The sequence below is a fragment of the Burkholderia ubonensis genome, assembly GCF_001718695.1.
Lineage (GTDB): Bacteria > Pseudomonadota > Gammaproteobacteria > Burkholderiales > Burkholderiaceae > Burkholderia > Burkholderia ubonensis_B.
In genome coordinates this window covers 1,032,345-1,046,996 of sequence record NZ_CP013421.1, presented here as the reverse complement: position 1 = coordinate 1,046,996, position 14,652 = coordinate 1,032,345, and the positions used below count along the sequence as shown (strand labels likewise).

Annotated in this window: 10 protein-coding genes and 2 pseudogenes; 4 read left to right on the top strand and 8 right to left on the bottom strand. The window is 63.7% G+C overall.

What is annotated here, in order from left to right; genetic code table 11:
- Positions 1-79 precede the first annotated feature (79 nt).
- From WJ35_RS19350 to WJ35_RS31425, 3 genes are all read right to left on the bottom strand, one after another.
- Positions 80-1,042: a GlxA family transcriptional regulator gene (locus WJ35_RS19350; protein WP_069239717.1), complete on the bottom strand. Its 963-nt coding sequence runs from the start codon at positions 1,040-1,042 to the stop codon at positions 80-82.
- Between the two features lie 614 nt (positions 1,043-1,656).
- Complete coding sequence (locus WJ35_RS19345; RefSeq protein ID WP_069239716.1) at positions 1,657-1,914, bottom strand: hypothetical protein; 258 nt, start codon at positions 1,912-1,914, stop codon at positions 1,657-1,659.
- A gap of 308 nt (positions 1,915-2,222) precedes the next feature.
- Positions 2,223-2,558: a hypothetical protein gene (locus tag WJ35_RS31425; protein WP_124260117.1), complete on the bottom strand. Its 336-nt coding sequence runs from the start codon at positions 2,556-2,558 to the stop codon at positions 2,223-2,225.
- A gap of 146 nt (positions 2,559-2,704) precedes the next feature.
- Here WJ35_RS31425 and WJ35_RS19340 point away from each other — a divergent pair, with 146 nt between their 5' ends.
- Positions 2,705-3,166: a GDP-mannose mannosyl hydrolase gene (locus WJ35_RS19340; protein ID WP_059668296.1), complete on the top strand. Its 462-nt coding sequence runs from the start codon at positions 2,705-2,707 to the stop codon at positions 3,164-3,166.
- Between the two features lie 88 nt (positions 3,167-3,254).
- Here WJ35_RS19340 and WJ35_RS19335 read toward each other — a convergent pair whose 3' ends face one another.
- Positions 3,255-4,307, bottom strand: a complete 1,053-nt coding sequence (locus WJ35_RS19335; RefSeq protein ID WP_069239715.1) for a GlxA family transcriptional regulator — start codon at positions 4,305-4,307, stop codon at positions 3,255-3,257.
- A gap of 1,693 nt (positions 4,308-6,000) precedes the next feature.
- Here WJ35_RS19335 and WJ35_RS19330 point away from each other — a divergent pair.
- The gene (locus WJ35_RS19330) at positions 6,001-7,161 is read left to right on the top strand and encodes a porin (RefSeq protein ID WP_069239714.1); all 1,161 of its coding nucleotides are present in this window, start codon (positions 6,001-6,003) and stop codon (positions 7,159-7,161) included.
- A 40-nt stretch (positions 7,162-7,201) separates the two neighbouring features.
- Here the strand turns inward: WJ35_RS19330 and WJ35_RS19325 are convergent.
- The 4 genes and pseudogenes from WJ35_RS19325 to WJ35_RS32545 form a co-directional block, all read right to left on the bottom strand.
- Positions 7,202-7,733: pseudogene (locus tag WJ35_RS19325) on the bottom strand (OmpA family protein); the annotation flags it as partial.
- Between the two features lie 134 nt (positions 7,734-7,867).
- Positions 7,868-8,461 (bottom strand): annotated as a pseudogene (locus WJ35_RS19320) (YadA family autotransporter adhesin); the annotation flags it as partial.
- A 259-nt stretch (positions 8,462-8,720) separates the two neighbouring features.
- Positions 8,721-9,227 (bottom strand): response regulator transcription factor, encoded by a 507-nt coding sequence (locus tag WJ35_RS32290; protein ID WP_230459695.1) that lies wholly within the window; start codon positions 9,225-9,227, stop codon positions 8,721-8,723.
- A 118-nt stretch (positions 9,228-9,345) separates the two neighbouring features.
- A complete protein-coding gene (locus WJ35_RS32545) occupies positions 9,346-9,480 on the bottom strand; it encodes a hypothetical protein (protein WP_257785825.1) in 135 nt (44 codons plus the stop codon).
- Positions 9,481-11,460: 1,980 nt separating this feature from the next.
- Here WJ35_RS32545 and WJ35_RS19310 point away from each other — a divergent pair.
- Entirely contained in the window at positions 11,461-12,285 is an 825-nt protein-coding gene (locus WJ35_RS19310; protein WP_069239713.1) for a response regulator, read from the top strand.
- On the top strand, positions 12,278-14,632 hold the full coding sequence (locus WJ35_RS19305) for a sensor histidine kinase (protein WP_069239712.1): 2,355 nt from the start codon (positions 12,278-12,280) through the stop codon (positions 14,630-14,632). The genes WJ35_RS19310 and WJ35_RS19305 overlap by 8 nt, the downstream gene beginning before the upstream one ends.
- Positions 14,633-14,652 lie beyond the last annotated feature (20 nt).

Here is a 14,652-nt window from a genome sequence, read left to right as displayed (position 1 = left end):
ATTCTCTCAGGGCAATGATTCGATTCGAAAATCCGAGAAGATGTGCGCCGTCCCGTCGCCGCGGCACATCCCGTGTTTGCTAAATCGGTCGCACGCCCCAGTTCGAGCGGGCCCGCAACCGGTATTGCGAAGGCGTCACATCCAGGTGCCGCCGGAATATCTTCGCCAGGCGATCACCGTTTCCCCACCCGCATTGCCGAGCGATCGTGCCGATCGGCATGTCGGTCTCCATCAGCAGCTGCACCGTGCGCTCCAGGCGCACCTGCAGCAGAAACTCGGACGGTGTCGTTCCGATCTCCTGCTTGAAATGCCGCAGGAAGTTCCGTTCGCTCATTGCCGCAACCCGCACCGCGTCGCTAACCGATATCGACCGATCGCAGTTCCTGCGCAACCAGTCCGCTGCCGCCCGTACCCGCTCGACGGGCACACCGTGGCGCGCGTCGTCATGCTCTGCCGCAACCAGCGCGTCGTTCAGCGCGAGCCGCGACGCGATCGCTCGCACCGCATCGCCGCCGAGATCGCGCTCGACCAGCGACAACGCTGCGCGAGCCGGCCCGTAACCGTCGTAATCGACGACGACTGCGTCGGCCCCGTGCGCACCGCTTCGCGCGGCGTCGATCAACATCCTGCCTTCGCTGATGGTCTCGACCATGCCGGCCTTCGGCACGACGACCCTCAGCCAATCGATCACCCGCGCGTCACGCGCAGCGCGCCGCGCACCTTCTCCACCTGCGACGAACACCGCGTCGAAGGTATCGGCCAACGCCGCATCGCAAGCAAACGTGCGTACGCTGACGGCCGACGACCACACGACGTTTCCACCTCGCGACGAATAGAACCGAACGTCATACAGCGGAAGCGAGGCCGCATGAGGCGCATAAATCTCATTGGCTGCCTCGAACACCTCGCATACCGCAGCCGCCGCGAGCAACGAGAATCCCTCGAATACGACAACGCCGATATCTCGACTCTTGCGCGACCGTCTCCCTCCAACATCTCCTTCCGCTTCATCTACCGAATGAGCGACATTCGTGTGCGTCATGGCGTACTCTCGAACATCCCTTCCAATCGACTTCGGTCCGGCTCGGTAATTTGACTCCGTTGCGATGCATCATACCGACGGCGCCGAGTGGCGTTTAAACGCTGGCCGATCAGAACAAACAGTCGTCGGATTAGCCTGCGGGAATTCCCTGATCGGCCAGAAATTGGCGTTTTCTGACTACCGTGTAGCAGCGAAATGAAGCACGTGTGCTGGAGAAAGATGCATGACGAGCGAGATGCGGGAATCGCCGCTTCCGAACGCGTCGAATCGAGTAGCACTGCGATGTGACGACAGCACGCGCCAACGCGCAATTCACGCACCGCTTCGCAGATTCCCCATCGATCCAGGCCATATGCGAATGCGATGCGGCTCACGGCGACGGGATGGTCCGATGCCTTCACATCGATGTGGCAAACGCATGCGATTCGACGGCAACATGCAATCGGTGTCACTCGTGCATGTGCCGCATCGATACGGCGTATTCGGCCACGCGTACGGCCGCGGCCGCAGTAGGCAGATTCCGCCAGGCAACCGAACACCGTGTTTGGTCTCGCGTGCCCGTGCTGTCGCATATGAGCGGCGTCGCGCGCACCGCTTACCGCTTCAACGAGCGTCTATGTGAGCGCTATGCCAGCGATGAGCGTCGCGACGCCGATCGGCAGCGCGAACATGGCCGAGAGCGCCATTCTCTTCAATACGCGAGCGCGCGCCACTTCACGCGAACCGCGGGCCCGCCGCGGCCGAAACTCGAGCAGCAGAATCGCACGTCCATGTCGGGCACCGGCCCACAGGCCGGATGTCGCGCTGAACACGAGGTAGACCAGAATCCACACGAAGCAGATTCTCGAGAAGATCAGGAGAGCGACGTTCATATCCGCAATGCCAAGTTATCGGTGAAGTCGCGCAGCTCAACCGATGCGCGATTCGCTGCTGCTAGCGTACATTGCGGTGCAACATGCCGCACATGACATTCTTCCCCTCGATTCCGCCATTGACGATCGCGTTTGACGTAGATGAAGGTTAGTGAGCGCGCCAGCCGTTTTTTGCGCGGTCGTGCGTGAATGCCGTGCTACGCGACGGACGCGTCGAGCGCAGCGCACGGTGCCGTCGGGTTCGGCAAGAGTGAGGTTCTGGAGATTGGCGCTTGCTGCATTGCCGCCTTCGATAGAGGCGGCACGCATCATCGCGTGGCGTCGGCGAGTCGAGCGGCGGCAAAGACATGCGCCGCACCTGCAGCTCGACCCGTGCTGAATAAAAAGACCTGCGCGCGCGACGCGCGCAGGTGAAGTTCCGAGGAGGTTCCGGGGTGAACGCGTCTCCTCGAAAGGCCAGACCAAAGACTAGCGCCGAAACGATCGTTCGGAATCGAGATGGCGGCTGCCGCCACGATCATGGCCGAATGCAATTGTGTCGATGCGCGCCGCACGCTCGACGCCAACGACATCGCGATAACACGCCGATTTGCGAGCGCCAATTGGCGGAATGCTTCGAGGTTTTGACCGACGAGCGCGATCATGCCGGGCAATGATGATGAACACCGTCGGCGACAACTCCGCGGCATTGTGGGTCTACGAAATCGGCACACCGATTCACAGACCGACGCAAACGCCATCGCGATCCGACGCCGGCACATTCCCACAAACTTCATGGAGCCTCTCCGCCATGTTGCCGCTCGATACCTTCTTGCGCATCGTCGACGCAACGCCGCTCGTTGCGATCGACCTGATCATCTCAAACGAGGACGGCGCATACCTGCTCGGCCATCGCACCAACCGTCCCGCTCAGGGATTCTGGTTCGTGCCTGGCGGACGCATTCACAAGAACGAACGCCTCGACGATGCATTTCGACGGATTGCGCGCGATGAACTCGGATGCAGCGATCTCGAGCGCGCCGACGCGGAACTGGTCGGCATCTACGATCATCTCTATGAAGACAACTTCGGCGGCGCACCGGACATCACGACACATTACGTCGTGATGGGATACAAGCTGCGCGGCAATCTGGACCTCGTGTCGCTTCCGAACGCGCAGCACACCGCGTACCGATGGGCGACTGCCGACGAAATTGCCGCCGACCGGTCGATCCATCCGAACACACAAGCCTACTTCGCGCCCGCGCCCTGAACACCGCCCCGGGCCACGCGTGCGGACATACACGAATCGGCCGGCAAGACGCCGGCCATCACACCCACTGCGAATGCGACGCTGCGTTTCAGCGGCGGAACGTGCCGTTGCGCCATTCGACGCCGTCCGCGGACGCGATCATGCGGTCCCGAGCGGCCGCGCGATACTCGGTCGGCGACATCGACAGATGCTGTCGGAACAGCTTCGCGAGACGGTCTCCGCTGCCGAGGCCAACACGGCGCGCGACCTTGTCGGCCGGCAAGTCGGTTTCGACCAGCATGCAGCAAGCCTTCTCGAGCCGCACTCGCAGCACGAACTCGGTGGGCGTCACGCCGATCTCGTTCTTGAAGCGCCGCAGAAAATTCCGCTCGCTCATCGCCGCCGCCTGAGCGGCATTGGCGATCGAGATGCGATTTGCGCTGTTCGCGCGCAGATGAAGCGCGGCAGCACGAATCAATTCGCTGGCGCGCGCCTCCTGCGCGCCGAACAACACGCTCGCGAACTTGCGGCTCGCGCCCGGCATCATGCAGGCTACGATTTCCTGCGCGATCTCGTAGCCGGCATCGCGCACGACGATCGACAACGCAGCGGCGAACATGCCCTCGTCGCCATCGCTGCTCTGCTCGGCTTCGCCCGGATTGCACACCGCCAACGACGCCTGCAGCGCGGGCGGCACGGTCTCGGGAGTCTTCTGGTTCAACCGGATCGCGCTCAGCATTTCGACGCCGGCGCCGTCCCCCTTGACCACGCGCGCACGCTGATGCGCATGATGCAGCCAGCCGATGAACGGCTCGTCGAGCCCGTTCACCCGCCCCTGCCCGCCCAGCACGAACATCGCTTGCACGCTGCTCGTATCGAGCGGTCGCGGCGCGTCGGTCCAGATCTGTACGCCCGACGACGAGCGCACGGCGCCGCCATGACTCGAGTGAAGCCGCAGTTCATAACGGTCCTCAAACGACGCATTGACACGCTCGAGCCGATTGGCGAGTTCGAATACTGCAGCCAGCCTGCCCATTTGCATAATGGAAAAACCGTCGAGCAACAGAATGATTACGCTGTCACGTCGACGACCGATAGTTTGACCCCGATCCCCGCTCACTCGCGACCCCGTTGTAATTACATTCGGCACTGTCAGCATCATCTCGGCCCTTTAACAATTTTTTGCATTTTCTGCAGCGCATCATATGCGGCAAATACGCCGCCGTTCCGTCAGTGTCCGATCTCGCCTCATTGTTGACGGAATCAATCAAGACGGCGATCCGTTACCAATTATTTGTTGGTAATCAAGAAAATCAATCACGCCGACCGCGGCGGAATTGGCCTCCCTTGATCCAGGTCATTGCCTTAATATTTTTGCAATGTATGGCGCCGCTGTATGGAATGCGTGCGTTGCGGGCGTTGTTCGTGTGCCGTTGCGGCTGCGGGGCCCAAATGGATATGGCGCGGCGGCGCCGATGGTATCGCGAGTTCACGTCATTGAAGCGGTGCTCGGCATTAGCAGCCGCAACGGATCTCACGAGCCATTCACCGGTGATCAAACGTATCTACCGGTGGTACATCGCAGGGCAATATGCCTGTCGATTTTAACGTTTGCGCAGAATGTGGAATCCCGCACAAGTGGTTCTAGAACACTTATTCGCCGGCCGTCGCATGTCGTCCTGGCAACGCTTTAATATCCAGTAACACGCCGTAATTAAAAGTGACAGCGGGAACTCGCTCTTTTTGCGGGTTGCCCGCCGTGACAAGCAGATCGTGTCCGACACGCAAGTGGGCACCGTCGCGCAGTGGTCCGGGGCCGCACACGCCCGCCGACTGCCTGCGGAATGTGTCAGGCGCGTGACAAGCAACGCGCCCTGCAACGCCACCGGACTCCGCCAGGCCCCAACGCCACCGCAGCTCGCGCCGTATGCGAACGAGACGGAACAATCCGTACCGGATCACCGATAGTTTGAACAACGGATGTTGCACGATTGCCAGCGCCACGCACATTCGATGTCGAGCGCCATACCTCACCGCGCGATTTCGGCAAATAGCCCGGATCGCTGTCGGATAAGACATGGGCCGTATCGCTCGGTGCATGCCTCGCCGAATCGGATCCGGATTCGCGCTACTCATGTCAATTCGCCAACGCGAGAGTTTCGCGATGTTGCCGAACGGTCGCTTTCTCGGCGCCTGTATTGCACACAATCACGCCGATCTTGCCTACGTGACTGCATAAATTTATTGGCACACCCGCGGGTGGCCGGAGTGCACCGTACGGCGAATCAGTTTCCATCACATGGTGACAATTCAGGCGCATAAAGAACGCGGCTTCAATCCGACAGGACACCATCAACATACTGCACGACGAGAAAGCATCGCACAACCGTTCCATAAGATTCAGCTCGAGTAGCAGTAGTAATCCCGCACAGTATTTCTGTTTATCAATCGATGCTAAAAATGGTTTGAAACTCTCGACACTCGGCGTCGGCGGTGAGCCTTGGACACCGCATGGAAAGCGAAAACGATCGATCTACCGTCACACACGAAACTAAGAATCCCATAATAATCCGCCAAATTTCACCGTCCGATCTAGACAAGACTTTGTCCGAATACACCTTATTAGATCCATTGCCTTCTCGAAAATAGATCAAATAAAACGGCGTCCAGTATCGTAATCCGCTCGATATCAATCAACAGCATCGCAAATCACCCTCGCCCCACATGTCCGGGACATACCGATCCCTGTTTCTTTTCCACGACACATCGCACCCCTGAATTTCCGCAAGAAAATATCTCGATGTACGCTGCACTGCACTATTCGAACGCAAATACGCACACAAAGCGGAGAGACCATGAAACAAGCAACTTTTCCGATCCTGACGATCGCGTCGTTGATGGTGGCCGGTGCAGCGCACGCGCAGACGAGCGTCACGCTGTACGGCACGATCGACACCTCGTTGACGTACGTGAATCACGCCGACGGCAGCAAGAATCTCTGGGCGCTCGGCAACAGCAGCGCGGGCAACCTGTCGGGTAGCCGCTGGGGTCTGAAGGGCTCGGAGGACCTCGGTGGCGGCCTCTCGGCGATCTTCCAGCTCGAGAACGGCTTCAATCCGAGCACCGGCGGTCTCGGCCAGGGCAGCCGCATGTTCGGCCGTCAGGCTTACGTCGGCGTCGCCAGCAATCAGTACGGTTCGCTCACGCTCGGCCGCCAGTACGATCCGTTGATCGATCTCGTCCAGCCGATCACCGCCGACAACTACTTCGGCAGCGCATTCGCGACCGCCGGTGACGTCGACAACTACGACAACAGCTTCCGCGTCGACAACGCGATCAAGTACACGTCGCCGGTGTTCGCCGGTCTCCAGTTCGCGGCGATGTATTCGCTGGGCGGCGTCGCGGGCAGCACCGGCTCGAAGCAGTCGTATTCGGCAGGCGTGTCGTACACCAACGGTCCGCTGAGTCTCGCCGGCGGATACTTCTACGCGGCGAACGCGAACCCGTCTGCGGGCACGCGCACGACATGGTCGAGCACGTCGGACGGCACGTTCGACGGCGCGATCAACACGGGTTATCAGAGCGCGCATTCGATCGGCATCGCGCGCGTGGCGGGCCAGTACATGTTCGGCGCATTCACGGTGGGGGCCGGCTACAGCAATTCGCAGTACCGACGCGACGGCGCCTCGGTGTTCACGAAGAACGAGCACTACAACACCGCGCAAGGATTCCTGAACTATCAGGCGTCGCCGGCGCTGCTGGTCGGCGTGGGCTACAGCTTCACGAAGTCGGGCGGCGACACCGCGGCGAACTATCACCAGGCATCGCTCGGCGCCGACTACAACCTATCGAAACGTACGGACGTCTACATGACGGCCGCGTATCAGCATGCCAGCGGCACGACCGCCGACGGAGCCGGCGGCTCGATGGCGGCAGAGGCTTCGATCGGGTCATACGGCTACAACGGCACGAAGTCCCAGACCATGGTCAATCTGGGACTCCGTCACCGGTTCTGATCGCCGTCGCGGGCAGCCGGCCGCGTCGGCGCCCGCAGTCTCACTGCGCGTGCAGCGATATCTCGACGCGCCGGTTGCGCGCGCGCCCTTCTTGCATATCGTTCGACGCGACCGGGTTCGCTGGCCCGTGCGCCGCGGCCGCGAACGCGTCGGCCTGCAGTCCATGCTCGCGCAAGTACGCCGCGACGGCGTCGGCGCGACGCTTCGACAGCGCCTGGTTGTGCGCGGCCGAGCCCGTCGAGTCGGTATAGCCGTCCACGTCCACGCGCGCGAACTGCATGTCGCGATGCTGGTTCAGCAACGCGTCGAGCGCGGCGCGTGCGGCCGGCGTCAGAACGGCCGAGTCGGTTGCGAAATAGGCGTCGCCGGTCAGCGTGACCTTCTCGGCCGGCGCCGGTGCAGTACGGCGTCGTCGAATCGACCACGCGCACGGGTTCGCTGCCGCACATGCGCGTCGGGACCTTCATGCAGGTCTTCTCGCTCGACAGGAAGCCGTGGCAATCGACACGGAACGTCTTGATGCCGTCCCGCGACTGCCGTTCATACGCGTTGAACGTAGGCCCCGACGCGTTTCACGTAAAGCTCCGTAAATGCGAGGGGCACGGCGCAGGCGGCGCGATGGCGCGGCCGCATGCGCGTGCGATGGTGTTCGGGGTGCGCAGCGGCATGTGCCGGCCGTATGTGCCGGCGCATGCCGCTGCGCCGCTTACTTCCACTGATACAGCATGCCCGCGCCGACCACGCGCTGGCTACCGGCAAAACCGCCGTTGACCGTCGCCTTCAGGTTCTCCGTGATGCGCGCCTGCACGCCGACTGCCATGGCTTTCCGGCCCTGGAACGTCGCCGTGCCGCCCCCCATCGCGAAGCTCGAATCGCGGTCCATGTGCGGAATCGACGCCATCCCGGCCGTCGCGGCGATCCCTCGCGCGGCATCGAATCGGTCTGCTGGATCGGCCGCTGCATCTGCGTGAGCTGGTTGTTCACCGTGTTCAGCGATTGCGTGAACTGGTTCGATACGGCATTCAGCTGATTCACATTCACCGCGTCGGTGCCTTGCCTACCGGCCGCGACGTTCACCACCTGCCGCGCCGAATCCGCCGAGCCGACCGCGACGACGTTCGAGCGGCCGCCGTCGTTGCTGCCCGCGCCGAGCGCCGTCGAGTCGTTGCCCGACGCCGTCGAACTGTTGCCGACCGCCGTGCTGTTCGAGCCCGACGCAACCGAGCCCGAGCAACCGGCCGACGAATTCGAAACGCTCGCCCCCGGGCGGCACGTTGCCGCCGGCCGGATTTGACGTGTAGGAGCGTGCGCGCTAGCGCTGTCGATCGCGATCAGCACGATCTTGTGCGGCGACGGCCGCAGCAGCAGTAGCCGCTGCACGATGTCGAAGAACAGGAGATCGGCGCGGCGCAGCACGCTGGACGCGCTCAGCGACACGCACACCAGCAGCACGAACGCGCCCATCACGATGCATTCGCGGATGAAGCCGGCGGGCAATTGTGCGTCGTCGCCGCGCATCAGAGGCGGCTCGTCATGCATGCGCGTGGCGCAGCGGCGGCTCACTCGCACTCGAGTCCGACCGGCGTCAGCCGGGCCGGCGACACCGGCTCGGCGGGCTGACGCAACGCCGCCGCGCCGCCGTGAGCGCCGTACGACGACACCGCTTCGAGGCGATAGCCGTGCGTATAGACGACACTGAGCCGTACGCCGTTTTCCGGGCAGCGCTCGAGCTTCTGCCGCAGCCGGTAGATGTGCGTATCGAGCGTGCGCGACTCCGGATCGAGCTCGCGGCCCCATGTGCTCATGCAGACCAGTTTGCGCGACAGCGGCTTGCCGACGTTGCTGAAGAACAGTTCGGCGAGGTCGAATTCCTTCGGCGTCGGCTTGATCGGCGCACCGCGCAGGGTGATCGCGCACTCGCGCGGGTCGAGCAGGTAGCCGCCTGCTGCGATCGCGCCGCAGCGGTCGGTAGCGCGCGCCGAGCGCATCACCAACGCGTTCACGCGGCTGGCGAGTTCGGCGACGCGAAACGGCTTCGCGATGTAGTCGTTCGCGCCCGCATCCATCGCGATGCACGATCTCGTCTTCCAGCGTCTTGCTCGTCACGAACAGCACGGCGGGCGAGGCGCCCAGCGTGCGGCGGATCCAGTACAGCACTTCGAAGCCGCTCATGCCCGGCAGCAGCTAGTCCAGGATCACGAGGTCGAACGGCTCGGCGCGCAGCAGCCGCTGCGCCTCCCGGCCGTCGGCCGCTTCGATCACCTCATGACCGAGCGGCTCCACTACCCGCGCCGCGCGCCTTCGCATGAACGGGATCATCTTCGACTATCAACACACGCATCAGCGGTCATCCTCGTCATCGGCGGACGAGCGACCTGGCCGTCGTCGCTTCGCCGCGGGCACGATATCGTATGGGATACGTATGGGATACGAACGAATCATGCGCGTACGGTGCAGAGCCAAACAGCGCGCGTCCGCGCCCACGATCATGGCGGTTCGCATTCGTCGCGCTACCTCGCGCGACCGGTAAGTACGGCGCGAATGGTCCAGCAGGCCCGACGCGGCGGTAGCGCGTGTAACGCGCGCGATTGCGCCCTACCGTGAGACATCAGATCGAGGATTGGAGGCGTGGACCGGCGCACGAGGTCGATCGACGCGAGCGCCGCACACGCAGCGCGCGCCGCGCCGGGCCTTTGCATACGCGGCCGCGAGCGCGTGACGGCGACGGTCGGCGCACGAGGACGCGCCAATTGAGGTAAGGCATGAGCATGCTTATGGGCGTTCCACGGAGCTCTCAGCATCGGGATGCTCATGGTTGCAGTGCCTTCATCGGGCTGCATGTGTTTCGGTGGTACCGGATGGAATCGGCCGCGTCGCGCAGCCGGTTTCGCGGCAAACGTTTGCGTCCGGAACACTCACGAGCAATTTTTTTCCGATCCGAACGATCCGCCGACGCTGTAGCCGTTGGCGAGCCAAAAGCCGGGCGGATTTTCGCATGAGGGTAATGGTTGTCATGTGACGACAGATGTTTGAGCGCAACAGCCATACATGCTCAGCCGGCGTGCTTCGCGGACGCCCTCGCGCCTCATTGGATCGCCGCAGCCGAAGGCGGCGATCATGCGATGGCACGCCGCCGGCCCGCGTCATCACACCGATGCGCGTGCAACGCCGGATTCCGCCGGACGACGCCATTAAGTCGCCGAACGAACGCATGCCGACCGGCGCCACGGGTTGGTTCGCGCCAGCGACGTCGCGACACCCACCGCTGAGCCGACGCACGCGCCGCGTGCTCGCGAACACCGACAGCCACGACCGGTTCGATCTGTCCCGCACATCGATCCGCCGAGTTCGCCATGTTCATTTCTTTTCATGCCGCGCGACTCACGAAACGTCGCGCGCGACCGCCGCCTGATGAACCGCGCGACCGGCGATCGACGCAAGTTCACTCACCCATTTTTCATTCCGGCATCCCACTATTTTCCGGTTTTTCCACAACATTCAGTGATTGACCGCATGACCACGACATCACATTTATAAACTGACTTTATTTAACTATTTCTGTCTTTCTGCTGTGTCAAACTCTCGTCCGGTTCCGCGTCCTTTCTTTCGTTTTCCGCGTCAGTGCGTTCGAAGGATAGGCGGCTCGCAACGGCCCTCGTGCCTACGGTCGTCGCAGCCTCGGAATCCTAGATTCTGGGAACATAAGTACGCGATGTCACATCGAGCGCCGAGCGCAACAAAGCGCCGCTTCGACCGTTGAATTTCGCGTGGAATACCAGTTGATTGGCCAAACCGGTTCCACTGCTTCGAGGCTAGTTTGCAGGCATTCCAGCCCGCAAACCTTTGCCCGAGCGGACGAAATGTTTTCCCGGCCGGACGATATTTACATTCATACAATCGCGCATCGCGACGGATGCCGAGTGTGAACGTTTTTTTACGCCCAATATATACGATGCCCGCTCACGGAGACGATAAAACGATGAATTCGATCTGCAATGCGTACGGAGTCCCGCACGACAAAATCCGCTTCAATCCATCGCTCGGGCCAATTCGATTTCCATTCGCCGGATTCGGAAATAACGACCGGCATTCAGCGGACGTAGCGGCACAGTTTTTGTTGATCCGTTCGCGATTGCTCCGCGCAGCGCCGCGCGTGCCGTGCGCTGTCAATCAAGTCCACACGGATTGCACGGAATCGTTACCGCGGCGCGCGCCGTCGACCTATAATTTTTCGCAATAATCGCGCACATAGATGCATCGAGCCAGCCCAGGCCAACCCTCTCCAACGCGCTCGCAACCATGCCATCCCGTTCGTCCAGTCCGGCGTCGCTCCGCGCCACGCCTGAGCTCGTCGGCGCACATATTCTCGTCGTCGACGACCGCCCGAACGACCTGCGGCTCCTGACCGAGATCCTGCGCTCCGCGCGGTGCCGGATCAGCGTCGCGTTCGACGGCCTGCAGGCGTATCACCGCGCCCAGGCGATCGTGCCCGACCTGATCCTGATGGACGTCCGGATGCCGCGCATGGATGGCTTCGCCGCGTGCCGGCTGCTGGCGTCGACGCCAGACACGCAGAACATCCCGGTCATCATCCTGACGGCCGCCGGCGATCTCGACGATCGCATCGCGGGCCTCGAGACGGGCGCGCTCGACTACATCGTGAAGCCGTTCGAGCCTGCCGAGGTGATCGCCCGAATCCGCAATCACCTGAAACGCGCGCGGCGCAGCCAGCCGTTCGCGCATCTGCCCGAGCTGCCCGATCACCCGGACACCGCGCTGGTGCGCGCGGCCAGCGACATCCTGCTGCGCGAACTGCGCAACCCGCCGACGCTGGACGAACTCGCACGGCAGGTCGGCACCCATGAAAAGCGGCTGACGCGCGCGTTCCGGGACACCCTCGGGCAGACCGTATTCGAATATCTGCGCGACACGCGGCTGCGCGCGGCGCAGCACTTCCTCGCCGCGACGTCGATGGGCATCGGCGACATCGCCGAGGAGATCGGCTTTTCGACGCCCGGCAACTTCGCGACGGCGTTCCGCGAACGCTTCGGCGTCACGCCGTCCGACTGGCGCCGCCAGCGCCCGACGGTCGATGCGCAGCCGCCGTCGCATGACCATGCGTAGGCGCGGCGCGTCGGCCGCGTATGCGTTCGGGCTGCTCGTGCGGCTCGTGCTGGCGCTGCTCGCCGCATACGCCGCGCCCGCGGCCGCGGCCGACGACAACCCCGCGCGGCTCGAGGCAGTGGCGTTGCTCGAGGATCCGGGCGCGGCGCTGTCGGCGAGCGAGGTCGCGAAGCGGGTGGCCGAGCGTCAACGTCGCGCTGCCGAGCCGGCGCGGCCGTCGTTCAACATCGAATTCTCGCGTTCCGCGTGGTGGGTCGGCGCAACGCTCGTGAACCGCGCGGCGACCCGCCAGCCGATGGTGCTGGCGATACGCGACGCGCGCGTCGATCGCGCCGACTTCTATGTCGAACACGGCGGCCAATGGACGCTCGCCGGCCGCTTCCCGGCCCGCGACGGCAGCCTGGGCGAACCGGTGTCGCGATATCCGGTGCTCGCCGCGACACTGGACGCCGGCGAACGGCTGCCGGTGCTGGTGCGCGTCACGTCGCGCAAGGAACTGAAGCTCGCGCCGAGCGCATTCACGCGCGACGCGTGGCATGCGTACGAGCTGCGCGCGGCGATGTGGGACTTCGGCTTTCTCGGCGGGCTGCTCGCGCTCATGTGGTGTGCGCTGCTGATCGGCTTCTTCTCGCGCAGCGGCACGTTCGCGGTGCTCGCGCTGCTGGCGCTCGGCACCGCGCTGTTCGAGGCGACCTACCGCGGCTACACCGCGCTGTACCTGTGGCCCGGTGCGTACGAATGGTCGGCGCGCGCGGAAATGGTGTCCGTGTATCTGTCGCTCGCATGCTTCATCGCGTTCATTCTGCTGATCGCCGATCGCGAAAAGACCGGCATGCCGATGCGCGCGGCGTACCTGGTGTTCCTCGCATTCGAATGCGTCGGGATGGCCGGCGCCGCGTGCGGCGATCTGCTGACGTTCACGTGGCTCAGCCTGCGGGTGAACGCGGCGCTCGCGGTGATGAACATCAGCCTCGCGCTGATCCTCGCGTTCCGCCGCACGCCGACCGCGCGCGTGATGCTGATCGCGATCTCGTTCGCTGGATTCAACATGCTGATCCGCGTGCTCGACGCGCGCGGCGCGATTCCCGGTTGGCTGCCGTGGCTCCGATCCGACATCTATCCGAACCCGGTGATCGCGATCGTCGGGCTTGCCACGCACCTGCTCGTGCTCGCCGCGTGGATCAACCACGTGGGCCGTCAGCGCACCGAAGCGCGCAAGCGCCTCGAGCACTGGCAGCTCACCGAACAGGACCGCCTGCGCGACGAGGTCGCGAAGCGCACGGTCGCCCTCAACGACGCGCTGCAGGAAGTCAAGACGCACATGCAGCAGAAGATCGAAACCCTCGGCTATGTGAGTCACGACCTTCGCGCGCCGCTGTCGACCATCCACGGCTACGCGAAGCTGCTGCTGCAAACCGCGACGCCCGGCCAGGCGCGCCTGATCCGCTCGATCGACCGCAGCATCCGCTACCAGCTCACGCTGATCGACGAATTGCTGCAGTACACGCGCGCCGAGCTGCAGCCGCTCGGCATTGCGCCGGACGCGACCGACCTGCCCGGCCTGCTCGACGACATCGGCGACTACGCGCTCGCGCTGTGTGCGCAGCAGAACAACCGCTTCGACTACCGGCCGCTGACGCCGTTGCCGCGCAAGCTGACGATCGACGGCATCCGGCTGCAGCAGGTGCTGCTCAACCTGCTGTCGAATGCGTCGAAGTTCACGCGCGACGGCACGGTCACGCTGTCGATCGGCGCGTACCGGCAAGCGGGCGCGTGGCGGCTGGTGTTCGAAGTCGCCGACACGGGCATCGGCATCGAGCTCGACCAGACGACCGACATCTTCCGCGCGTATCAGCAGGTGCAGGCCGTGAACGGCGGGACCGGCCTCGGCTTGTTCATCGCGCAGCGGATCGTCAGCGCGATGAACGGCGAGCTGGCCGTATCGAGCCAGCCGGGCGTGGGCACGTCGTTCACGTTTCAGATCGTCGCACCGGCGCTCGGGCATGCGTTGATCCCGGCGTCCGCGCTCGCGCGCACCGTGCAGCCAGCGGAACAGATCGACCTGCTCGCCGATGCGCGCGGGATGCGCTGTCCGCCCGACGATGCACTCGATGAACTGATCGTGCTGGCCGGCGAGGGCCGCCTCACCGATATCGAGGAATGGCTTGGACAGCATGCGCCCGCGCCGCGACATGCCGCGTTCGTGCATGCCGTGCGGGAGCGGCTCGACACGCTCGACCTGCAAGCGATCGAACGCCTGGCCGCAGCGCTGAAGCATACGGGCATCGTGGATGCACCGAGTGCGCCGTCGCTCGACGCGGAGCCGGATCTGGCCGGGCCGGCCTGATCGCGGTATGCGCGCAGGCC

Bases quoted from the DNA above. Each gene is read 5' to 3' on its own strand.
- WJ35_RS19310 (WP_069239713.1), top strand. From the start codon at position 11,461: ATGCCATCCCGTTCGTCCAGTCCGGCGTCGCTCCGCGCCACGCCTGAG.
- WJ35_RS19330 (WP_069239714.1), top strand. From the start codon at position 6,001: ATGAAACAAGCAACTTTTCCGATCCTGACGATCGCGTCGTTGATGGTG.
- WJ35_RS19305 (WP_069239712.1), top strand. From the start codon at position 12,278: ATGCGTAGGCGCGGCGCGTCGGCCGCGTATGCGTTCGGGCTGCTCGTG.
- WJ35_RS19350 (WP_069239717.1), bottom strand. From the start codon at position 1,042: ATGACGCACACGAATGTCGCTCATTCGGTAGATGAAGCGGAAGGAGAT.
- WJ35_RS19345 (WP_069239716.1), bottom strand. From the start codon at position 1,914: ATGAACGTCGCTCTCCTGATCTTCTCGAGAATCTGCTTCGTGTGGATT.
- WJ35_RS31425 (WP_124260117.1), bottom strand. From the start codon at position 2,558: ATGATCGCGCTCGTCGGTCAAAACCTCGAAGCATTCCGCCAATTGGCG.
- WJ35_RS32290 (WP_230459695.1), bottom strand. From the start codon at position 9,227: ATGGATGCGGGCGCGAACGACTACATCGCGAAGCCGTTTCGCGTCGCC.
- WJ35_RS19335 (WP_069239715.1), bottom strand. From the start codon at position 4,307: ATGATGCTGACAGTGCCGAATGTAATTACAACGGGGTCGCGAGTGAGC.
- WJ35_RS32545 (WP_257785825.1), bottom strand. From the start codon at position 9,480: ATGATCCCGTTCATGCGAAGGCGCGCGGCGCGGGTAGTGGAGCCGCTC.
- WJ35_RS19340 (WP_059668296.1), top strand. From the start codon at position 2,705: ATGTTGCCGCTCGATACCTTCTTGCGCATCGTCGACGCAACGCCGCTC.